Source organism: Alitibacter langaaensis DSM 22999 (assembly GCF_003096995.1).
Classification (GTDB): domain Bacteria; phylum Pseudomonadota; class Gammaproteobacteria; order Enterobacterales; family Pasteurellaceae; genus Exercitatus; species Exercitatus langaaensis.
The window spans coordinates 15,202-36,386 of record NZ_QENU01000014.1; the positions used below are offsets into that span (position 1 = coordinate 15,202).

19 protein-coding genes and 3 tRNA genes are annotated in these 21,185 nt (G+C 41.7%); 16 read left to right on the plus strand and 6 right to left on the minus strand.

From position 1 onward, the window contains the following. Positions 1 to 13: 13 nt before the first annotated feature. The 16 genes from tolA to C8D76_RS08245 all read left to right on the plus strand — a co-directional run bounded on the left by tolA (position 14) and on the right by C8D76_RS08245 (position 15,329). The gene (gene tolA, locus C8D76_RS08170; RefSeq protein WP_116632295.1) at positions 14 to 1,177 is read left to right on the plus strand and encodes a cell envelope integrity protein TolA; all 1,164 of its coding nucleotides are present in this window, start codon (positions 14 to 16) and stop codon (positions 1,175 to 1,177) included. Between the two features lie 38 nt (positions 1,178 to 1,215). Next, positions 1,216 to 2,505 (plus strand): Tol-Pal system beta propeller repeat protein TolB, encoded by a 1,290-nt coding sequence (tolB, locus tag C8D76_RS08175; protein WP_116632296.1) that lies wholly within the window; start codon positions 1,216 to 1,218, stop codon positions 2,503 to 2,505. 21 nt (positions 2,506 to 2,526) lie between these two features. Continuing rightward, positions 2,527 to 2,982, plus strand: a complete 456-nt coding sequence (gene pal / locus C8D76_RS08180; protein ID WP_116632297.1) for a peptidoglycan-associated lipoprotein Pal — start codon at positions 2,527 to 2,529, stop codon at positions 2,980 to 2,982. Between the two features lie 214 nt (positions 2,983 to 3,196). Beyond that, positions 3,197 to 3,272, plus strand: a tRNA-Lys gene (locus C8D76_RS08185). Positions 3,273 to 3,294: 22 nt separating this feature from the next. Next, positions 3,295 to 3,370, plus strand: a tRNA-Lys gene (locus C8D76_RS08190). Between the two features lie 21 nt (positions 3,371 to 3,391). Then, a tRNA-Lys gene (locus tag C8D76_RS08195) sits at positions 3,392 to 3,467 on the plus strand. Between the two features lie 199 nt (positions 3,468 to 3,666). Next, positions 3,667 to 4,200 (plus strand): prepilin-type N-terminal cleavage/methylation domain-containing protein, encoded by a 534-nt coding sequence (locus tag C8D76_RS08200; protein WP_116632298.1) that lies wholly within the window; start codon positions 3,667 to 3,669, stop codon positions 4,198 to 4,200. Continuing rightward, entirely contained in the window at positions 4,197 to 4,916 is a 720-nt protein-coding gene (locus C8D76_RS08205) for a type II secretion system protein J (protein WP_116632299.1), read from the plus strand. Before C8D76_RS08200 ends, C8D76_RS08205 begins: the two co-directional genes overlap by 4 nt. Continuing rightward, entirely contained in the window at positions 4,913 to 5,590 is a 678-nt protein-coding gene (locus tag C8D76_RS08210; protein ID WP_116632300.1) for a DUF2572 family protein, read from the plus strand. The genes C8D76_RS08205 and C8D76_RS08210 overlap by 4 nt, the downstream gene beginning before the upstream one ends. Further along, on the plus strand, positions 5,574 to 5,867 hold the full coding sequence (locus C8D76_RS08215) for a DUF5374 domain-containing protein (protein WP_116632301.1): 294 nt from the start codon (positions 5,574 to 5,576) through the stop codon (positions 5,865 to 5,867). Before C8D76_RS08210 ends, C8D76_RS08215 begins: the two co-directional genes overlap by 17 nt. 71 nt (positions 5,868 to 5,938) lie before the next feature. Next, positions 5,939 to 9,250 (plus strand): exodeoxyribonuclease V subunit gamma, encoded by a 3,312-nt coding sequence (recC, locus tag C8D76_RS08220; protein WP_116632319.1) that lies wholly within the window; start codon positions 5,939 to 5,941, stop codon positions 9,248 to 9,250. Positions 9,251 to 9,324: 74 nt separating this feature from the next. Continuing rightward, complete coding sequence (gene mltA, locus C8D76_RS08225) at positions 9,325 to 10,443, plus strand: murein transglycosylase A (protein ID WP_423802753.1); 1,119 nt, start codon at positions 9,325 to 9,327, stop codon at positions 10,441 to 10,443. Beyond that, positions 10,443 to 11,210, plus strand: coding sequence for a tRNA cyclic N6-threonylcarbamoyladenosine(37) synthase TcdA (gene tcdA, locus C8D76_RS08230; protein ID WP_165814361.1), 768 nt, complete (start codon positions 10,443 to 10,445; stop codon positions 11,208 to 11,210). Before mltA ends, tcdA begins: the two co-directional genes overlap by 1 nt. A 96-nt stretch (positions 11,211 to 11,306) precedes the next feature. Further along, on the plus strand, positions 11,307 to 12,284 hold the full coding sequence (gene znuA, locus C8D76_RS08235) for a zinc ABC transporter substrate-binding protein ZnuA (protein ID WP_116632304.1): 978 nt from the start codon (positions 11,307 to 11,309) through the stop codon (positions 12,282 to 12,284). Between the two features lie 58 nt (positions 12,285 to 12,342). After that, on the plus strand, positions 12,343 to 15,078 hold the full coding sequence (locus C8D76_RS08240) for a YdbH family protein (protein WP_116632305.1): 2,736 nt from the start codon (positions 12,343 to 12,345) through the stop codon (positions 15,076 to 15,078). Between the two features lie 56 nt (positions 15,079 to 15,134). Further along, on the plus strand, positions 15,135 to 15,329 hold the full coding sequence (locus C8D76_RS08245) for a YnbE family lipoprotein (protein WP_116632306.1): 195 nt from the start codon (positions 15,135 to 15,137) through the stop codon (positions 15,327 to 15,329). Positions 15,330 to 15,363: 34 nt separating this feature from the next. On the opposite strand, the gene phoR is transcribed toward C8D76_RS08245, so the two are convergent. The 6 genes from phoR to pstS all read right to left on the minus strand — a co-directional run bounded on the left by phoR (position 15,364) and on the right by pstS (position 21,141). Further along, entirely contained in the window at positions 15,364 to 16,629 is a 1,266-nt protein-coding gene (gene phoR, locus C8D76_RS08250) for a phosphate regulon sensor histidine kinase PhoR (RefSeq protein ID WP_116632307.1), read from the minus strand. Further along, the gene (phoB, locus tag C8D76_RS08255; RefSeq protein ID WP_116632308.1) at positions 16,626 to 17,321 is read right to left on the minus strand and encodes a phosphate regulon transcriptional regulator PhoB; all 696 of its coding nucleotides are present in this window, start codon (positions 17,319 to 17,321) and stop codon (positions 16,626 to 16,628) included. Before phoB ends, phoR begins: the two co-directional genes overlap by 4 nt. Before the next feature lie 143 nt (positions 17,322 to 17,464). Beyond that, positions 17,465 to 18,229 (minus strand): phosphate ABC transporter ATP-binding protein PstB, encoded by a 765-nt coding sequence (pstB, locus tag C8D76_RS08260; protein WP_116632309.1) that lies wholly within the window; start codon positions 18,227 to 18,229, stop codon positions 17,465 to 17,467. A gap of 9 nt (positions 18,230 to 18,238) precedes the next feature. Next, positions 18,239 to 19,087, minus strand: coding sequence for a phosphate ABC transporter permease PstA (pstA, locus tag C8D76_RS08265; protein ID WP_116632310.1), 849 nt, complete (start codon positions 19,085 to 19,087; stop codon positions 18,239 to 18,241). Position 19,088: 1 nt separating this feature from the next. Next, positions 19,089 to 20,036, minus strand: a complete 948-nt coding sequence (gene pstC, locus C8D76_RS08270) for a phosphate ABC transporter permease subunit PstC (protein WP_116632311.1) — start codon at positions 20,034 to 20,036, stop codon at positions 19,089 to 19,091. A gap of 91 nt (positions 20,037 to 20,127) precedes the next feature. After that, entirely contained in the window at positions 20,128 to 21,141 is a 1,014-nt protein-coding gene (gene pstS / locus C8D76_RS08275) for a phosphate ABC transporter substrate-binding protein PstS (RefSeq protein ID WP_243405833.1), read from the minus strand. Positions 21,142 to 21,185 lie beyond the last annotated feature (44 nt).

Sequence of the window (21,185 nt, forward strand, 5' to 3'; positions counted from 1 at the left end):
TCAAGGATGCATTGTGACAACACAACGACAAAAGAAAGAGACAAGTGCGGTACTAACTTCAATTGTTTTGCACATTATTTTGTTTGGGTTGTTGATAATTGGTTCGTTTTTCACGAAAACCATTGACACCATGAGGGGTGGAGAAGGTGATGGCGATGTCATCGGTGCCGTAATGGTGGATACTGGTTCAGCAGCGCAAGAGTGGGGACGTTTGCAGCAGCAAAAAAAAGGCTCTACTGATAAAGCGAAAAAAACGCCTGAGCCTGTTGTTGAAGATAAACCTGAACCGCAAGAAAATGCGGAACAGCAACGCCAACAAGAACTTGAAAAACAAAAACAATTAGAGCAACAAAAACAGTTAGAACAGCAAAAACAAGAAGCGGCTGAAAAGGCACGTCAGCAGGCTTTAGAAAAAGCGAAAGAAGAAGCCAAAGCTAAAGCGAAACAAGCTGCTGAAGCGGCAAAATTGAAAGCAGACGCGGAAGCAAAACGTTTAGCAGCCGCGGCTAAACAGGCTGAGGAAGAAGCAAAAGCTAAGGCTAAAGCAGAACAAGCCGCTAAAGAGAAAGCCACAGCAAAAGCGGAAAGTGAAGCTAAAGCTAAGGCTGAAGAAGCCAAGGCAAAAGCAGAACAGGCAGCCAAAGAGAAAGCGGCAGCAGAAGCTAAAGCGCAAGCTGAAAAAGAAGCAAAAGCCAAAGCAGACAAAGAAGCAAAAGAGAAAGCCGCTAAAGAGGCCAAAGCAAAAGCCGATGCCGCAGCTAAAGCAAAAGCAGATTCAAAAGCAAACCAAGCGGCATTAGATGATTTATTTGGTTCTGTAGGTGGCGGTAGTGCATCGAAAGGTGGTAATGCGAATAAATCAGGCTCAAAAGGCAGCGGTGCTGCTTTAGGTGCTGGTGATGGAGGTAAAACTGGGGATCAATACGGGGCATTGATTAAAAAAGAAATTAAGCGCCGTTTATTAGTTGATCCAAGTTTGAGAGGTAAAGTATGTGATGTTCGCATTAATTTATCTCGTGATGGAACAATCACTGGTTATCAACGTGTGTCTGGCCCTGATGATATTTGTTCAGCAGCATTGAGTGCGATTGCAAGAACGAAAAAAGTGCCAGCGGCACCATCAGATGACATTTACAACAAATATAAATCTTCTATTATTAGTTTCGACTTAAAATAGAATTCACAGTAACTCAATAACCCCAATAGGTGGTAAAAATGAAATTAGTTGCTCGTATAATGAGTGTATTCGCAGTATTGTTTTTTGCAATTAATACTGCACAAGCAGATGATGAAGTGCGTATCGTCATTGATGAAGGTGTAGAAGGTGCGCGACCAATCGCAGTAGTACCTTTTAAAACCAATGGTTCAGTCCCTGCGGATGTCGCAGAAATTATTTCTGCAGACTTACGCAATAGTGGGAAATTTAATCCTTTACCTGTAAGTCAAATGCCACAACAACCAGGCTCTGCTTCCGAAGTGACACCAGATGCATGGTCTGCATTAGGTATTGACGCCATTGTTGTTGGACAAGTATCTGCATCTGGTGCAGGTTATAACATTGCTTATCAATTAGTTGATACTATTGGCGCGTCGGGTACTGCTGGTGCTGTTTTGGCTCAAAATTCAATTACAGTACAGCCTAAATGGATCCGTTGGGGCGCACACCAAGTGAGTGATGAAGTGTTTGAAAAAATGACCGGAATTAAAGGTGCATTTAGAACACGAATCGCTTATGTGGTACAAAAAAATGGCGGCTCTAAACCTTATGAAGTGCGTGTAGCGGATTATGACGGTTTTAACCAATTTATTGTAACTCGTAGCTCACAGCCATTAATGTCACCAGCATGGTCACCGGATGGTCAACGTTTGGCTTACGTATCTTTTGAAAATAAAAAATCACAATTAGTTGTACATAATTTAGCTTCTGGTCAACGTAAAGTTGTTGCATCATTCCCAGGTCATAATGGTGCACCAGCGTTCTCTCCAGACGGCTCACGCCTTGCTTTTGCAAATGGTAGAGATGGACAGTTGAATATTTATGTAATGAATTCGAATGGCGGACAACCGACACAGTTGACTAGTGGTGCGGGTAATAATACCGAACCGAGCTGGACACCTGATGGTCGTATCTTGTTCACGTCCGATAGAAGCGGCTCACCGCAAGTATACTCAATGAGCGCGTCAGGCGGTGGTGCTACATTAGTAGGCGGTGGTCGTAGTTATAGCGGCCAGATGAGTTCTGACGGTAAATCAATAGTAATGGTTTCTGGTGATAATGTTGTTAAATATGATACAGCAACAGGTTCAAGCCAGGTGTTAAGCTCAACTTTCTTAGATGAAAGTCCAAGCATTTCACCTAATGGAATCATGATTATTTATAGCTCTACCCAAGGACTAGGAAAGGTGCTACAATTGGTGTCCGCAGACGGACGCTTTAAAGCTCGGTTGCCAGGAAGTGATGGGCAAGTTAAATTCCCTGCTTGGTCACCTTATTTAACTAAGTAAGAAACTCTAAGGAGATTTTCAATGAAATTAGCAAAATTATTATTAGTTGCTCCAGTATTAGCTTTAGCAGCATGTAGCTCATCAGACAAAGATGCAAACAGCACAGCAGGTGCTAACGCTCAACAGTTCGGTGGTTACTCTGTTGAAGATTTACAACAACGTTACAACACAGTTTACTTCGGTTTTGATAAATACAACATCGAAGGTGAATTCACTCAAATCTTAGATGCGCACGCTGCATACTTAACAGCAACTCCAGCAGCTAAAGTTTTAGTTGAAGGTAACACTGACGAACGTGGTACTCCAGAATATAACATCGCATTAGGTCAACGTCGTGCAGACGCAGTAAAATCATACTTAGCAGCTAAAGGTGCTAACAATGTTTCAACTGTTTCTTACGGTGAAGAAAAACCTGCAGTGTTAGGTCACGATGAAGCAGCATACGCTAAAAACCGTCGTGCAGTATTAGCATACTAATTTCTGACTTGCTATGAATTAGTGCAACAGGCTCCATTTGGGGCCTGTTTTATTTTTGCGTCTTACAAAAGTGCGGTCAGATTTAATCAAGTTTTTTCTGATATTGTTGACTATTCACTCAATCAGTCAATTTTTTTCAAAATAGTTGTTGATTATTAAATTTAAATCCGTATTATATGCACCCGTTGCAACACATTATTGTGGCAACATTTGTGGGTCGTTAGCTCAGTCGGTAGAGCAGTGGACTTTTAATCCATTGGTCGAAGGTTCGAATCCTTCACGACCCACCACTTAAATTTAAATATCCCTTGCGGGTCGTTAGCTCAGTCGGTAGAGCAGTGGACTTTTAATCCATTGGTCGAAGGTTCGAATCCTTCACGACCCACCACTTAAATTTAATCTCCCTTATGGGTCGTTAGCTCAGTCGGTAGAGCAGTGGACTTTTAATCCATTGGTCGAAGGTTCGAATCCTTCACGACCCACCATCTTATTTCAAGCGTAGATAAAATTTTCTTCTCTTATTTATTTTTCATCTATCATCTAATATTTATTCGTTTGCTAATCATCAGTAAAAAGCACCGATACAGACCTTAATTTCGTGATCTTTATTCCAAAAATCCTGCTTTTGACTTTCTTTGTTTGCTAACGGCAAGTAAAGTGCGGTCAAAATAGAGGAAATTTTTTATGGTTAAAGGTTTTACCTTATTGGAAATGTTGATCGCAATATTTATCATCAGTTTGACCGCACTTTTCACATTCCCAACTTGGCAGCAAACCAATACACAAATGATTTTAGCTAAAGAGCAGCAAAAGCTTTATATCTTTTTGCGTCAAATTCAGGCTCGAGTAGAAAATTCATCAGACATTTGGCTCATTATGGCAAGCCAACAGCGCACGCCTCATTATTGGTGCATCACTGCTCAGCGTAAAACTGAAACCCTATGTGATTGCTTAACACCGCAGACTTGCCCAAAATCTGCGACTGCACATTTTTATCAGCCTTATTTCCCCGAACAAACTCAGCTGCTGGCTAAGCAATATTTCCCTGCGGAGATCACTAAATTTAACGGCATACGCAATACCTCGCCCTCTGGATGTTTTGTTTTGCAGGCAGGGGAAAGTCGCACTCTTTTTTCTTTTTCTAATCTTGGCACATTACGACTCAAGGATTATCAATCGTTGAGCGCTTGCCGTTCAGATATAGGGGCGAATGAATGAAATTTTTTCGAGGGCAAACTTTACTCAGTTTAATCATCAGTCTCGCTCTTTCTTCTTTTCTGATGTTAGTGATGATTGCTTTTTACAGCCATACTCAACGACAAAATAAAACAGTGCTAGCGCAATTGCAATTACAAGCCGAATTGCAGCGGATTATTCAGACCATAGGGCGAGATGTGCGGCGTGCAGGATTTCGCGCTCTAGCGCCAAACTTGCAGCAAAGTAATTTGTTCTTGTTTGAACAAGATGAGCAAGGCACCAGTATCACCATTCAGCAAGCGGATAATGAGCCAGAGAATAGTTGTCTATTATTTTTCTACGATATTAATGCCAATGGTTGTATCGGCTCAAAAAATAAAGGCAAGACTTGTGTGAATAAAGGCAAAAATGCCACATCGGAAATCGGCACAGAATTATTTGGTTACCGCCTAAACAAAAATATGATTGAAAGCCGCCAAACCTATAAAAATAGCGTTAGTCAGACTTGCAGCCAAGAACAATGCCGTAGTTATTTGCAGCAGCCTGCCTGCAATGCCAGCGGTTGGACGGATTTATTAGATGAAAAAGACTATGCCATTAGCCAACTTGAATTCAATTGGATAGCCAATCGACAAGGAATTGAGATTATTTTAGCGGGCTATTTAAAATCGCTGCCTGATATTCGTTATCAAACCAATATCATTGTGCCCTTATTGAATCAAGGAGCATTTCAATGAAGCTGTATCGTGGTGTGATGACATTAACCTTGCTGATGTTGCTCAGCTCTACGCTGTTGATTTTTATGTTATTTGACGATGATATGCTACGTTTACATTCCGCACTAACGGCGCACCGTCAGCATTATGTGGAGCAAAGTAGTGCATTACAAGAAATCAGCCAGCAGGCGAAGCGTAATGCCTGTGCGGCGGTGCCATTGGAGATAAGCGAAAATGTTTATCGGGTAGAATTTCAGCTAGAGAATTTCCCGGATGATAATCAGCATTATCTTTGGTGTGAACGCAAGGCATTATTTAAAAAAGCACCGAAGAAAGGAAATTTAGCGCAAGAATTTCATAACTATATCAATAATTCGCATATTTCTTTATTTAGATCGCAATTGAATGCTCCAAATTTCGCCAAAAGTGCGGACAAAAATGCCGAATTTTATTGGTTTGATAGCAGCCAAACGGAATGGAATATCAATGGAAATATTACCGCCGTGATTGTCGCCGAGGGCAATTTACAGATAAAAGGAAAAGGCAAAATTATGGGAACGGTGATTACAGCAGGGCAGCTGTTGCCAGAACAAGACATCGCTATCGTGTATAACAAAAATGTGGTCAACCAAGTCGTTCAACAATATAGTCAATGGCAGCGGGCGGAGAAAAGTTGGTATGATTTCAACCCTTAATCAATTCAAAGGCATGAGCCTGTTAACCTTGCTGATAGTGATTACGTTGTTCAGCGGCATTTTCCTTGCGATCAATCAATGGGCGAGTCAACAGCGAAAAAGTGCGGTGGAAATTTATCAACGTTACCAAGCCATTCAAATCGCAGAAAATCAAAAACAACGGCGGTTTTTAGGTATGCCTTGCGAAAATCAGCTGCACCAAAATGCGATCAAATTTTCCATTGAATGCGCTGAACGAATAACAGTCCGCTATCCCGCAGGAAAAATAACCCTATAAAATACTTGCAGATGAAGAAAATCTCTCGGAAAATAACCGCACTTTAGCCGTTGTTATTGGATGAGATTGCCGTGTTTTATATTTACCACTCGAACGATTTAGACGTTCAAAAAGACATTCTGTTACACCTGATGAAGAAAGGCAATCATGATCCTTTTCAGCCTGAAACTATCATGGTGCAAAGCCCAGGCATGGCACAGTGGTTGCAATTGCAAATCGCGCAAGAAACAGGCATCGCCGCCAACCTTAACTTTCCGTTACCCGCGAGTTTTATTTGGCAACAATATGTTGATAATCTGCCGCAAGTGGCGCAGCAAAGCCAGTTTAGAAAAGAAGCAATGGCGTGGCGTTTAATGTCGTTGATCCCGCAAGCCAATGTGCCACAACTTAATGCCTATCTGCGTTCATCCACGCAATCAGAACAACAAAAACGTTATCAATTAGCCCTTAAAATTGCCGACTTATTTGACCAATATTTGGTTTATCGCCCCGATTGGATCGCGGCTTGGGAGCGAGTCGATGACGACGCTATTTTTCAGCAGATTCGCACCCAACAAGCTGCAAATAATGAAAAATTGTTGCAACAAATTCAGCAAGCCATTCATTGGCAAGGGGACTTATGGCGCGCCTTAGTGGCTGAGATTCAACAGAATTTTCCTGATCGTACGATCCAACATCGCGCCAATTTGCATAACGATTATTTGGCATTGCTAAAAAATCGTAGCCCTAAAAATTTGCCTGCACGCTTGTTTGTGTTTGGCATTTCTGCGTTGCCGAAAACTTATTTAGAAACCCTTGTGGCGATGGCTGCACATTGTGATGTGCATTTATTTTTTAACAATCCAAGCCGTGAATATTGGGGGGATATTGTTGATCCTACCTTTTTACAGAAACTCAGTTTAAAGCAACGAACAGAATGGAAAAATCCTGAAAAATTCACCGCACTTTTATCAGACACGCAAAAAAACACAGAACGTACGCAAGACAATGAATTGCTGCAAGTTGGGCATCCATTGCTAGCAACATGGGGGAAATTAGGGCGCGATTTTTTCTATTTATTAAGCCAAATCAACGGGCAAGATATTCAATTTTTTACTGAACTAGACGGAAGCACCTTGCTGACACAGCTGCAAAATCGTATTCTCAATTTAACGCCAAATCAGCAAGCATTATTAAATTATGCTGAAAATGACCGCACTTTGAGCTTTCATTCCTGCCACAGCCCGATGCGTGAAGTGGAAGTTTTACACGATTATTTGTTGCAATTATTTCAACAACATCCAGATCTCACGCCCAAAGACATTGTGGTGATGGTGGCGGATATTGATCGTTACATGCCCTATATTCAAGCGGTATTTGGGCAATATCAACGCCATAGTGATTTGCGTTACATTCCTTTTTCCATTTCGGATGGCAAGCTCTCTGAAAACGACGTGCTACTTGCCACGTTCCTATCTTTACTTCGCTTGAAAGAAAGTCAATTTAGTGCAGAAGATGTGCTTGCTTTATTGGATATTCCCGCTGTTCGTGAGCAGTTTCACATCAGCCTGCAGGATTTAGAAACGATACGTCATTGGGTTAAAGATGCGGAAATTCGCTTCGGTTTAAATGAACAACAGGGCGAAATGCGCAATTTTAATGCGTGGCAGGCTGGCATTGAACGTATGCTGCTTGGTTTTGCCATGCGTGAAGAAAATGACATCTGGCAAGAAAGCTTGGGCTTTGATAATGCTTATGGACTTAAGGGACAACTGGTGGGATTACTCGCCGCATTTTTAGCCCGTTTGCAACAATGGCACCAAGATTTGCAAGGCGAGCATTGTATGGAAAAATGGCAGCTTATTTTGACCGCACTTGTGGATGATTTTTTTGCCCCGAACGAATCCAATTTCGATACCTTGTTGTATATCAAAGAGGCGATTCAGCAGCTAGCGGATTTGTTGGCTGAGATTCATTTTGAACAGGCGATCAGCATTGATGTGATCGCCGAAGTGATGACCGCGCGTTTAGACGACAATGACAATAGCCAAAAATTTTTAGTGGGTAAAGTGAATTTCTGCACCTTATTGCCTATGCGCGCGATTCCGTTCAAAGTGGTGTGTTTATTGGGAATGAACAGCGAAGATTATCCCCGCCAGCAAACCCCGAATAGTTTTGATTTAATGCAATATCATCGCCAGAAAGGTGACCGTTTCCGCCGCGATGATGATCGTTATTTATTCCTTGAGGCTTTGCTTGCCGCCCAACAATATTTGTATATCAGCTATGTTGGTCGCTCGATTACAGACAATCAAGCGCGCGAACCTTCCGTCTTGGTGAGCCAGCTGTTAGATTATGTGAATGAAAACTTAGCGCAAGGGAAATTACAGGTGCAACAGCACAGCATGACGATTTTCGGCCCCGAAAACTTCAGCCAAACGCACCGCACTTTTGCGAAAGAATGGTTGCCTTTGGTGAATCCTCAACGCCTGCATATCGCCGATTTTGCAACGCAATTCGAGCATCGTGCCACAGAAAAAATAGAGCGCATTGAATTTTCTCAATTGGTGCAATTTGTGCGCCACCCTGTGCGATATTTCTTTGAAAGACAATTAGGTGTGTATTTTCGGGATGACGAAACGCTGATTTCCGACAGCGAAAACTTTACGTTAGAGGGCTTGGATAAATACAATCTTAAAGGCGAAATGCTGCCTTATGAACAATCTGAATTGGCGCATTTTTTCCAACGACAAAAACTCAAGGGAATTATGCCGCGTGCTGAGTTTGCGACCATTACCGAGCAAAAAGTGCGGTCAGAAATGGCACCGTTTCAGGAAGTATTGCAGCAATATATTAGCCAGCCGCCACAAACGGAATGGCATGAGCTGACTATACCAACGAGCCAAGGGGAAATTTTGTTACACGGCGCGTTAGATCAGCTATTCGGTGAGGACAAACAGCGAGTAACATGGCGAGTTGGCAGCCTGAAAGACAGCTTCCGCATTGAAAATTGGCTGGGTTATTTATGGCAAGTGGCGACGACTGAACGTAAGCAATCGCCTGTTTTTTATACGAAAGAGAAAGGAATATCAGCCCATCGCTTTAAAACTGTGGAAAAATCGACCGCACTTGAGTTGTTACAAATGTATGTGGAAAGCTATGTGCAGGGCGTGCATCAGATTCAACTCGTCCCAACGGATAATCTTAGCTGCTGGTTGAAATTAACCCCTGAAAGTGCGGTGGAAAATTTAGCAGTTTTATCGGCGCTTGCGCAAGGCGATGGTTATTATTCTGATGGCGATGTGTATTGGGCGCGCGTTTTTATGCAAACGAAAGAATGGGATTGGCAAAATATGCTCGAAACGGTTAAAGCTTGGTTTGAACCAATGCTAGAAAATGCATAAAAAACATTAGGGCGGTAGGCGGTTTTTAGGTATCATAGCGGCTTATTTTTTATTCGGGATTTGGGGAATTGTAAATTATGATCAAAAAGAACTTCACTGTTAAAGCGATAACATTATTGTCGGCACTCGTTTTAGCCGCTTGTTCATCGTCGCCTGTGAAAAAAACGGCAAATAACTGTGTATCCGCGGTAGCCACGCAAGCTGAAATGATGCAATTGGGGGCAAAATATCAAGGGCGTAGTTACAGCACCAATCCTTTCACAACGGTTTCAACCATTGATAATCACAGTGGCATTATTAACCAAGGCGATTTTCTCACTCAGCTATCAAATGTGCGTGCTTATTCAGGAAAAATCACCGCAAACTTCGCAGAAAATTACGGCAAAATCCAACAATGGGTGATTGCTGGGGCTGATGTCAATGAGCTGGCTAATTATGGTATCCGCCCACAAGTGATGTCTGGGATGGATGGTTTCCAAAATGTATTGATGACGGGATATTATTCCCCTGTGATCAAAGTGCGCGCAAGCAAACAAGGGGAATTTGATCAGCCTATTTATGCAATGCCGCGCAATAAACGTTTTACCCGCGCACAAATTTATGCAGGGGCGTTGGCAGGACAAGGCTTAGAGCTAGCATACAGCAATTCTATGATTGATAACTTCTTGCTTGGGGTACAAGGCAGTGGCTATGTGGATTATGGCAATGGCCAGCTACAATATTTAGCCTACGCAGGGCAAAATGGCTTTCCCTATGCCGCAGTTGGACGTTTGCTAGTCGAAGACGGCGAGATTCCTAAAGAAAAAATGTCAGTGCAAGCCATTCGTGATTGGGCAGCTCGTAATCCATCACGCTTGCAAGGATTATTAGAACGCAATCCTTCTTATGTCTTTTTCAAACGCGATCCGTCTGGCAAAGTAAAAGGTGCCGCAGGCGTACCATTAGTGCCTATGGCATCGGTCGCTTCAGACCGCAATTTAGTGCCATTGGGCTCGGTATTGTTGGTGGAAGTGCCGCAAATTGATGATAACGGCAACTGGACTGGCGAACATAAATTACATCTTATGGTGGCATTAGATGTGGGCGGCGCAGTCAACCAACATCACTTTGATTTATACCGCGGTGTTGGCGATCAGGCAGGGCATATTTCGGGCTTATCAAAACATTATGGACGGGTTTGGGTGCTACGTTAATGACTGAGCGTATTGATAATTACGAACAACGTTTTGGTGGTATCGGTCGTCTTTACACCGCAGATGGGCTAGCTCGTTTGCGTCAAGCCCATATTTGCGTGATTGGCATTGGCGGCGTGGGCTCGTGGGTGGTGGAAGCGCTGGCACGTTCTGGCATCGGCAAAATCACGATGATTGATATGGATGATATTTGTGTTACCAATATCAATCGCCAAATTCACGCACTCACAGGCAATGTCGGCAAGTTAAAAACCGAAGTTATGGCTGAGCGTGTGGCATTGATTAATCCCGAATGTGATGTAGAAATTATCGATGATTTTTTATCAAGTGAAAATCTCGCCGATTATCTCGATCGCGGTTACGATTATGTGATTGACGCGATTGACAGCGTGAAAACCAAAGCGGCACTGATCGCTTATTGTAAACGCCATAAAATTAAAGTGATCACCATTGGCGGGGCTGGTGGACAAACGGATCCGACCCAAATTCAGATCGCCGATATAACAAAGACTATTCAAGATCCGCTCATCGCCAAAGTGCGGTCAATTTTGCGCAAGGATTATTATTTCAGCCAAAATCCTAAACGCAAGTTTGGCGTGGATTGTGTGTTTTCCACACAACCGTTAATTTTCCCCAAAATGAGCGAGGGTTGTGAAATTTCCGCGACAATGAATTGCGCAAATGGGTTCGGCGCCGCCACAATGATCACCGCCACCTTTGGTTTTTTTGCCGTTTCGCGGGTCATTGATAAACTTCTTCTAGCTTAACCATTCAGGCGTAAAGAAAATTTACGCCTTTTTATTGCATTTCTCTTTATTTAGAGTAATTTATCCGATTCTTATTTTTAATGAGAGAGAAGAACGATGAACTTTAAAAAAACAATTTTGGCAACCAGTATTCTTAGCACGGCATTGCTTGGCGCGACATTCACAGCGCAAGCCACGGTAGTCACATCAATCAAACCGCTGGGTTTTATCGCTTCCTCAATTGCTGATGGCGTAACCGATACAGAAATTATTGTGCCCACAGGAGCATCACCTCATGATTACAATTTAAAACCTTCAGATGTGCAAAAGTTAAAATCGGCGGAGCTTATTTTTTGGATCGGCAAAGATGTGGATGCATTTTTAGAGAAAAGTATTCATCAAGTGGATCAACAAAATGTGCTAGCGATTGCCGATATTACAGGTGTGAAAGAATTATTGACGAAATCTGAACACCATCATCATGATGAACACGAAAGCCATGAGCATTCGCATGATCACGCCCATGACCACGATCATGCCCATGACGGACATCATCATGAAGTGGATGAAAATGGCTTAACCATCAACTGGCATGTATGGTATTCCCCAGAAATCAGCAAATTGGCGGCAGCGCAATTGTCCGATAAATTAGCTGAAAAATACCCTAGCCAAAAAGCAAAAATTACAGAAAATTTGGCGAATTTTAACCGCACTTTAGACGAACAAAGCGCAAAAATTAAAGGACAATTGGCGGCGTACCAAGATAAAGGTTTTTACGTATTTCACGATGCCTACGGTTATTTCAACGATGCTTATGGCTTGAAGCAAACGGGTGCATTCACGATTAATCCATTGGTGGCACCAGGTGCACAAACATTGGCGCATATCAAAGAAGAAATCGAAGCGCATAAAGTTTCCTGCATATTTGCTGAACCGCAGTTTACGCCAAAAGTGATCGACACCTTAAGCAAAAACACAGGCGTGCATGTGGGGCGTTTAGACCCAATGGGGGATGGCATTTCTCTTGGCAAAAATGCCTATGGGAATTTTATGCAATTCACCGCAGACAGTTACGCAGAATGTTTGCGCAAATAGGGAATTTTTCTCCATTTCCTTTGTCGTAAAGTCAGCAGTTTTGTGATAGATTGAATTTATGTGGAAACGTTGGCTTTTTAGAACAATTTTAGGCGTGATCTTACTCATCGCGGCAGGTATTTTTTCCCTGCCGTGGTGGTTTTCACCTGCTCAAATTGAACAACTTGCCAATCGTTTTTTAGCCCCGAATTATTCTATTCATCTTCCTAAACAATGGGTGCTTCACCCAACAGGCTTGCAACTGGCGGGTTTTCAGCTCAAATCTCCGCAATGCACTCTTGCCGATTTCCAGAAAATTGAACTGAATTGGTGGAAATTGCGCCATCTCAATATTGAGAACGCGGTGTTAGATTATGATTGTTTACGCCAACTGCCCACTGATGATCAAAATAAAACTTCTGTTAATTTGACCGCACTTTTATCTTCAATTCCAACCAGTGAATTTTCTATCGCCCATCTGCAAATTAAAAATACAGAGAGCATCACTCAGCGACAATTACAATCGTTATTTAATAGTGATATTGCCGCGAATGTGCGTTATGACGGCGGTCAACTGGCTCTTGCCTTACAAGGCAAGGCACAAAGTGCGGTCATTTTTCAGCATAATTCTTATCTCAAGCCGCAAAATGGACAATTTTTATGGCAGGGACAAACAGATTATCAGCCCACAGAACAGCAAGATTATCATCTTCAGTTCAGTACTGAATTGAATAATGATCTCATGGCGTTGCCGCAACAAGGCGAGCTCAAACTGGATTGGAATAATGCGGCGCTCCCTGTTAAAAAAGGCAATGCCCAGCTAAGTTGGAATGGCGAAGAGGGACAAATTAATGCGCAAGATTTAGTCCGAAATCAGCCCCTATTGGATGTGCCCGTCACTTTCACCCCAAACGGTTTGGAGATTACTTGGGGAAAACTTTATTGGACATTTGATGGCTATCAGCCAATTAAAGGCTTCTTGGGGTTGAATATTCAAAAGCCAGAGAACGCTTGGCTACCGCTGAAAACAGACTTGAATATTATTTTGCAAACCTTTGGTAAATACGGCAAAGGGGAGATTGTGATTTCGGGAAAAAACGGTGAAATTGGCGGTGGCGAGAAGCTTGATTCGTTGAAGTTTGATCTGAAAACAATCGGTGATTTACGCTATAACGACAATGTTGCGCACACCAATTTAGAATATAAAGTTCGTGGCACGTTTAGCGAGCCTTGGGGAATTTTTAGTAAAGGCTCCCTTTTCAAAATGGATAATATCCAGCCTGATTCAAAAGTGCATTTGCGTTTGCCGTTAGATGATGTGATTGTCGGGCGTTACGGCTTAGAAGGGCGTTTACAAGCCACGCTGCAAGGCAATACACCACAGTTTGACGCACTGGATTTGAAATTGGACGGTTATGGACATGAATTTATTGCTGGGGTTAAAACGGTGTTCGATTTGCGTGACGAACAGCAAAAATTGCGTTCTGCAGAAATGCGTGCGGCAAACCGTTGGGATTGGGATATTCAAGGCAATATGATCTGGAAAGCCTTAAAAACCCCCGTGAAAATAAACGGTGTCGGCTTTTGGCAAGATGATCATATTGAATTGAATCAGCTAACCGTTACTTCGGGAAATATTCATACTGCGGGCGTGAAAATGGCGCCGCTTTCGTTGCAATTAAAAGATCGTTTGCGTTGGGATTACGTTGCGGAGAAAATTCGGGGTTTAGCGCAGGCTAAAACGGATTGGATTGAATTTGATTATGGTGGACGTTTTGTTCATCCTGTTTTTGGTGTAGGGATAGACGGTAAAAGTATCAATAATTTCAATGCGGCTGGCGCATTAACGGCAGGAACCTTAGGACCGTTAGATGTTTTCGCTCATTATGAAAATCAAGCATTAACAGGCAATATTGCTTGGAAAGAGCAGTCTGCGGATGTGTTCCAAACCTTGTTTCCACAAAAATGGGATTGGGTTATTCACCAAGGCTCGATTAAAGGCGCAACCAATTTCGCGATTAATGAAAAAGGCGTATCAATGGATGGGGCGTTAACGGTGTCGAACGGTAGAATTTCCTTACCCGATGGCGAGATTGAAGGCATAAAAATCCACTTCCCGTTGCATTATCACGATTTTTCATTGCAAGCTAACGCCAATGATAAAATTGAATTTTATGCCGATGATATTCGTATGGGGGCGTTGACTATGCAACGGGCGAAGTTTAATGTGCATGGCAATTATCCTAACAATGCTCGAAAACCTTTAATATTGAGTAATGTGAATGTTGATTTATTTGACGGCAATCTCAGTGTGGATGAATTACGTTTTCCGCAAAAGAATGCGGCGGTGTTGAATTTGCAACGGATTGACTTAGCCAAAGTACTGCAAATGGCACAATATAATCAGATTTATATGCGCGGACGTGTGAATGCGCGTTTGCCTTTCTGGTTAAATCATAAAGCCTGTTTAATTTGTCACGGCTCAATCACACAAGCAGGACCTTTGAATATTAAGTTAGATGAGAAAGTGGTAAAAGGTTTGAAAGCGGGTGGATGGACAGAAAGTATTTTGGTTGATGTGATCAAAAATATGAATTTGAATTCCTTTAATGCGCAGCTTGATCTTATGCCGACAGGGGAAATGGCACTCGCCGCAACAGTGATAGGTTATAATCCTGATAAAAAAACGCACAATCCAATAACATTGAATTATACGCATAAAGAAAATATGTTTGAGCTGTGGAATATGATTGACTATGGCTCGCAGTTTGAACAAAATCTTGAATATCGACTTTACCAACGGGCGGAACAATGAAAATGAAATGTACTCAGTATGTCTTGCTACTTTTAAGCAAAGGAGTGGAAAGCCGAATGCGCTCAAAATATCGCGTTTTTTCACCGCACTTTTTAGCGTTGAGTTTATGCGCTTTAACCGCCTGCACACCCACAATTCAGCTCGATACGCCAAAAGAAGGGATCACCATTAATATGAATGTTGTGGTTGATCACAACATTAGTGTCAAAATGGACGAAAAATCCCAAGCGGCGTTAGAGTCTAGCAAATAAACTCATTTTTTCAGCGAAACGCTTTTTTAACGGCTTATAAAACAAAGCGTTGCGGTATGACAAAAGAAAAGCAGCTGCCTTTCGTTTCGGTGCTTTGAATCTCTAGGTGTGATTGATATTGCGCTAAAGTATGTTTCACAATAGCTAACCCTAATCCACTTCCGCCAGTTAAATGGCTACGCGATTCATCTACACGGTAAAAACGCTCGGTTAAATGTGGAATATGTTGAGCGGAGATACCAATGCCATTATCCGTAATCTTAAACACCATTCCTTGCTCACAGGCTTGCCATTGAATTTGAATGTGGCAATGTTCGCCAGAATGTTTAATTGCATTATAAATTAAATTGGATACCGCACTTCGTAGCTGATGTTCATTTCCCAGAATCATCACGGCGGGTTGAATATCAAATTCAATGTGATGATTATAACTATTTAATATATCCGTATCTTTTCTTAATGAATTAATCATTGCCGACATATCAAAAGGTTGAAATTCCTTATCTGACGACGTTTCTATTTTGGCGAGTAAATTAAGCTGTTGTAATAAATGCCCCATTCGCTGGCTTTGTTCTTGCATCGCTTGAATGGCTTTTTGCTGGATAGGATCTTGAGGGTCATTATCTGCCAACATTTCTAAATAGCCTTGCATTACCGTTAATGGAGTGCGCAATTCATGGTTGATATTGCTTAAGAATTTTTGCCGAGAATGAAGTAAACAGATCATATCCGTAATATCACGCGCAACAATTAACACATTATGACTATCATAAGGATTTAAATTAATTTCAATATAACGTTCGTTATGGGTTAATAAGATAAGTGGGCGTTGCTTCTTAGCTTGCGCAAAATAATGTTTAAATTGTTCATAAAAAATCACATTAAAAATATTTTTTTGTATTTTTTTATGCCAATAAAAATCAAACATTTTCTGCGCCATCGGGTTACACCACGAAATATCCCCATTTTGTTGGCAAACAATCATCGCATCAGGTAAATATTGAATATTTTTATTCACTTTAGAAAGCAGGCGCAAATTAGCGCGTTTTTCTTTATTCGTTTTGGTACGATAATAGGCTTCTGTTTGCGACAAATTTTCTAATTGGAGCAGTTTGAATTCATCATTTTTGTTGGGATTTAAGGCTTTCAGCAAGCGGTATTCGGTCGAATGGTGCCAAGCGAGCAGAAGCACCGTAAGGATTGCAAACCAAGCAATAAAATTGGCTGTAAATAGGCTGAACAAAAAAGCGATACCACTAGCAAGGGTGATTTCAAGAACAAAGTTTAGAATTTTCTTCATGATTCATCTCGGAAATGGTTGGAAAAACGATAACCCGTGCCGCGCACGGTCTGAATATAACGATCACATTGAAATGGCTCTAAATTATGGCGCAAACGGCGGATATAGCTATCCACGGTGCGGTCTTCCACTTCTAAATCATCGCCCCAAATACGGTTCAATAATTGCTCGCGGGAATAGGCCTTTTCAGGATGCGTCATAAAAAAATGCAATAACTTAAATTCTGTACTGCTTAGACTAATTTCCTGTTTTTGGAAAAAGACCCGTTGCGCATTTTCATCTAAACAGAGTTCATCGATTTGGATTAATTGGCTTTGTTGTTCATAAATTCGCCGCCATACTGCTTCAATGCGAGCCAACAAAATTTTCGGTGAAAAAGGTTTGCTGATGTAATCGTCTGCGCCTGCATTTAAGCAAGTGATACAATCTTCTTCCGCACTTTTAGCGGTAAGCATAATAATGGGGATTGCGGAATAATTTTCTTGCTTTTTGATATGTTGAATAAATTGAACACCAGAACGCCCGGGCAGCATCCAATCTAATAAAATGAGTTTTGGATTTTCTTTGAGTTTATTGACCGCACTTTGGAAATCGCCCGCTTCGATGACATCATAATGCTGTTGCGATAAAAACAAGGCGATCATTTCACGAATTGCTCGCTCATCTTCCACCACAAGAATTTTTCTCGTCATAATGCCAGCTCCCTTTGATTTGATACCTTGAAAGTGCGGTCAAAAAATCATAAATTTTTTACCGCACTTTAGTGTACTTTACTGTGCTTTACAAATCTTTAGTGTGTTATTTTGCACATTTTTCTCGGTGATTGTAAAAGGAATTAGCCCATTTTTCCACGAATATAATCTTCTGTACGTTGCACTCTTGGCTTATCAAAAATTTGTTGGGTTTCGCCAAATTCAATTAATTCGCCTAAATACATAAATGCCGTATAGTCAGAACAACGCGCCGCTTGTTGCATATTGTGCGTGACCATTGCAACGGTGTAATCCTGTTTTAACTCGCTGATTAATTCTTCAATTTTCATTGTAGAAATGGGATCGAGAGCGGAGCAAGGCTCATCGAGTAATAACACATCGGGTTTAATGGCAATGCCTCGTGCAATGCATAAACGCTGTTGCTGCCCACCTGATAGGCTATCCCCACTGGTGTATAATTTGTCTTTCACTTCGTTCCACAATGCGGCTTTGCTTAATGCCCACTCCACGCGATCATTCATTTCTGATTTAGATAATTTTTCAAATAGACGAATACCAAACGCCACATTGTCATAAATAGACATCGGAAACGGTGTTGGTTTTTGGAAAACCATACCAACTTTGGCGCGAATAAGTGAAATATCTGTATGCGTATTGAGCAAGTTTTCACCATCCAAATTGATTTCGCCCGTGGCTCTTTGGTTTGGATAAAGCTCAAACATACGGTTAAAGCAGCGTAATAAGGTGGATTTGCCACAACCAGAAGGCCCAATAAACGCGGTGACTTTATTTTTGGCAATACGCAAATTAATATTTTTTAATGCGTGAAAATCTCCATAATAAAAATTGAGATTTTGTACGGCAATTTTAGTGTCTAAATTCATCATATTAACCTGTTATTTTTGTTTATGTTGAAAGAAAACTCGGGTGAAAATATTTAAACAAAGCACAAAGAGTGTAATTAAGGTTGCGCCTGCCCAAGCTAGGTTATTCCAGTCAGAAAACGGACTGGCTGCGTATTGGTAAATGACCACTGGCAAGTTCGACATTGGACCATTCATATCCCAAGACATAAATTGGTTAGAAAGTGCGGTGAATAATAGCGGTGCAGTTTCCCCTGAAATTCGGGCAACGGCTAAGAGTACACCCGTGAGAATCCCAGATTTTGCGGAACGGTAACAAATCATAATAATGATACGCCATTGCGGGCAACCTAGCGCTGCAGCGGCTTCTCGCAAATTATTTGACACTAGTGACAACATATTATCTGTGGTACGCACCACAATTGGAACGAGCAACAACGCAAGTGCCAATGCCCCCGCCCAGCCAGAGAAATGCCCCACTTGCGATACATATAAACTGTACACAAATAAACCGATAATAATGGATGGTGCAGAAAGCAAAATGTCATTAAGAAAACGAGTGATTTGGGCGAAACGGCTGTAACGACCATATTCTGCCAAATAAGTCCCCGCTAATACGCCCACTGGTGTGCCGATTAGCGTTCCTGCTCCCACAATGAAAAAAGACCCGATTATGGCGTTTAATAATCCCCCTTTTTCGTTTGGGGCAGGCGTGGATTGAGTGAATAAATCTAACGATAATGCGGGAATGCCCTTGGTTATGAGTGTGAATAAAATCCAACATAACCAAAATAAACCGAAAACAACGGCAACATAAGCAAGCCCTAGCATCAATTTATTGCAGGATTTTCGCCAATAAAAACGAGTGTTGTTTGTTTTCATGTTATTTTCCTTGTACACGTTGCATTCTCGAAATCATTAATCGGGAAATGATTAATACGGTCGTGGTGATCACGAAAAGCAATAAACCTAATTCCATTAGTGCCGATTTTTGTAATCCACCCGCTTCGTTAAATTCATTAGCGATAGCCGAAGCGATAGACGTTGAGGGGGAAAACAAGGAAGTAGGCAACTGAAATGCGTTACCGATGACGAAAGTAATTGCCATTGTTTCACCTAACGCTCGCCCTAAACCCAACATAATGCTGCCGATTAAACCTGTGCGGGTATATGGCACAACAACTTTCCATATCACTTCCCAGGTGGTGGAACCCAAGCCATACGCGCTTTCTTTTAACATTGGTGGAACAACGCTGAACACATCGCGCATAATTGATGAGATAAATGGAATAATCATAATGGCAAGCACTAATCCAGCGGTAAATAAACCAATGCCGAATGGTGCGCCTGAAAAGAGTAGATCGAGAACAGGCAGTTCGCCTAGATGCTCAATCAACACGGGTTGAATATGTTCTTGAAAAAGGGGAACGAAGATAAATAGCCCCCACATCCCGTAGATAATTGAAGGAATGGCTGCGAGCATTTCAATCGCAATGCCTACGGGGCGTTTTAAGCAGTCTGGTACTAATTCGGTGAGAAAGGTTGCAATTCCAAAAGAAATCGGTACAGCAATAAATAAGGCAATACATGCCGTGATGATCGTACCAATAATTGGCACAATGGCGCCATATTGTTCTTGTACTGGATCCCAATGTGTTTCCCAAAGGAAACTTGCGCCAAAACGTTGGATACTCTCCCAACTTCCCATCACTAAAGAAATTAAAATGGCGGCGAGTAAAATAAAAACGAGCCCTGCAAATATTGCAGTAGCCTGCTTGAATAATGGCTCAATCCATTTTTGATTCAGGCATTTTCGAGTGACTGTAAGCATAATCGGCATCCAAAATTTGATTTAAAATGACCGCACTTTGGTTGTTTTAACCGTAAACAAGGTGCAAAGTGCGGTGAAAAATACATAAATTTTATTGTTTCAATTCTGTTTTCCACTGACTTTGAATTGTGTTCACCACATCAGCAGGGATCGGCACATAGTCTAATTCTTCTGCCGCTTGCTGACCTTTGGAAAATGCCCAATCAAAGAAAGCGAGAACATTTTTCGTGACTTCAGGATTGTCCGTGTTTTTATTTAACAAAATGAAACTTGCAGCGGTAATCGGCCAAGATTTTTCGCCTGCTTCATTGGTTAACACTACGCCCATACCTGGTTTTTCTTGCCATTTCGCTTGTCTTGCCGCTTCCATAAAACTTTCATTAGCGGGCTGAACAAATTGTCCCGCTTGATTTTGTAATGAAGCCCAAGCAAGCTGATTTTGTTTGGCATAAGCATATTCCACATAGCCAATGGTATATTTCATTTGGCGAACGTAAGAAGCGATGCCTTCATTCCCTTTGCCGCCATGGCCTGTTGGCCATTTCACTGATTTACCTTCACCCACTTGGTTTTTCCAATCGGCGGAAACTTTAGAGAGATAATTGGTAAAGCCAAAGGTTGTGCCAGAGCCGTCTGAACGGTGGATGACGATGATATTTTTGTCGGGTAAAGGCAGATTAGGATTTAAAGCCGCTAAAGCAGGATCGTTCCATTTTTTGATCTTGCCTAAGAAAATTTTGGCTAAAAGTTCGCCAGATAATTTTAATTCGCCCGCTTTGATTTCAGGTAAATTGACGACAGGTACTGTGCCGCCGATAATTGCAGGGAATTGGAAGAGTTGATGTTGTTGTAATAAGTCGGCATTCATTGGATCGTCAGAGGCGCCAAAATCAATGGTTTTAGCAATAATCTGTTGTTGACCACCACCTGATCCAATAGATTGGTAGTTGACTTTATTGCCTGTTTCTTTTTCATATAAAGATGCCCATTTAGCATAAATTGGATAAGGGAAAGAGGCTCCCGCACCAGTAATACTACTTGCTTGGGCAAAAGGCAATGCACCTAAGGTGAGAGCAATCACAAGCGTTTTCTTTATCTTACGCATTAACATAATCAATTCTCCTTCAGTTAGTGTTATTGATTGCATAA

What these genes read in the sequence shown, in the direction of transcription:
- C8D76_RS08215 (WP_116632301.1), top strand. Translation starts at nt 5,574, where the DNA reads ATGATTTCAACCCTTAATCAATTCAAAGGCATGAGCCTGTTAACCTTG.
- tcdA (WP_165814361.1), top strand. Translation starts at nt 10,443, where the DNA reads ATGACTGAGCGTATTGATAATTACGAACAACGTTTTGGTGGTATCGGT.
- pstC (WP_116632311.1), bottom strand. Translation starts at nt 20,036, where the DNA reads ATGCTTACAGTCACTCGAAAATGCCTGAATCAAAAATGGATTGAGCCA.
- pal (WP_116632297.1), top strand. Translation starts at nt 2,527, where the DNA reads ATGAAATTAGCAAAATTATTATTAGTTGCTCCAGTATTAGCTTTAGCA.
- phoR (WP_116632307.1), bottom strand. Translation starts at nt 16,629, where the DNA reads ATGAAGAAAATTCTAAACTTTGTTCTTGAAATCACCCTTGCTAGTGGT.
- C8D76_RS08210 (WP_116632300.1), top strand. Translation starts at nt 4,913, where the DNA reads ATGAAGCTGTATCGTGGTGTGATGACATTAACCTTGCTGATGTTGCTC.
- C8D76_RS08245 (WP_116632306.1), top strand. Translation starts at nt 15,135, where the DNA reads ATGCGCTCAAAATATCGCGTTTTTTCACCGCACTTTTTAGCGTTGAGT.
- znuA (WP_116632304.1), top strand. Translation starts at nt 11,307, where the DNA reads ATGAACTTTAAAAAAACAATTTTGGCAACCAGTATTCTTAGCACGGCA.
- pstS (WP_243405833.1), bottom strand. Translation starts at nt 21,141, where the DNA reads ATGCGTAAGATAAAGAAAACGCTTGTGATTGCTCTCACCTTAGGTGCA.
- phoB (WP_116632308.1), bottom strand. Translation starts at nt 17,321, where the DNA reads ATGACGAGAAAAATTCTTGTGGTGGAAGATGAGCGAGCAATTCGTGAA.
- C8D76_RS08205 (WP_116632299.1), top strand. Translation starts at nt 4,197, where the DNA reads ATGAAATTTTTTCGAGGGCAAACTTTACTCAGTTTAATCATCAGTCTC.
- C8D76_RS08240 (WP_116632305.1), top strand. Translation starts at nt 12,343, where the DNA reads ATGTGGAAACGTTGGCTTTTTAGAACAATTTTAGGCGTGATCTTACTC.
- pstA (WP_116632310.1), bottom strand. Translation starts at nt 19,087, where the DNA reads ATGAAAACAAACAACACTCGTTTTTATTGGCGAAAATCCTGCAATAAA.
- pstB (WP_116632309.1), bottom strand. Translation starts at nt 18,229, where the DNA reads ATGATGAATTTAGACACTAAAATTGCCGTACAAAATCTCAATTTTTAT.
- tolB (WP_116632296.1), top strand. Translation starts at nt 1,216, where the DNA reads ATGAAATTAGTTGCTCGTATAATGAGTGTATTCGCAGTATTGTTTTTT.
- C8D76_RS08200 (WP_116632298.1), top strand. Translation starts at nt 3,667, where the DNA reads ATGGTTAAAGGTTTTACCTTATTGGAAATGTTGATCGCAATATTTATC.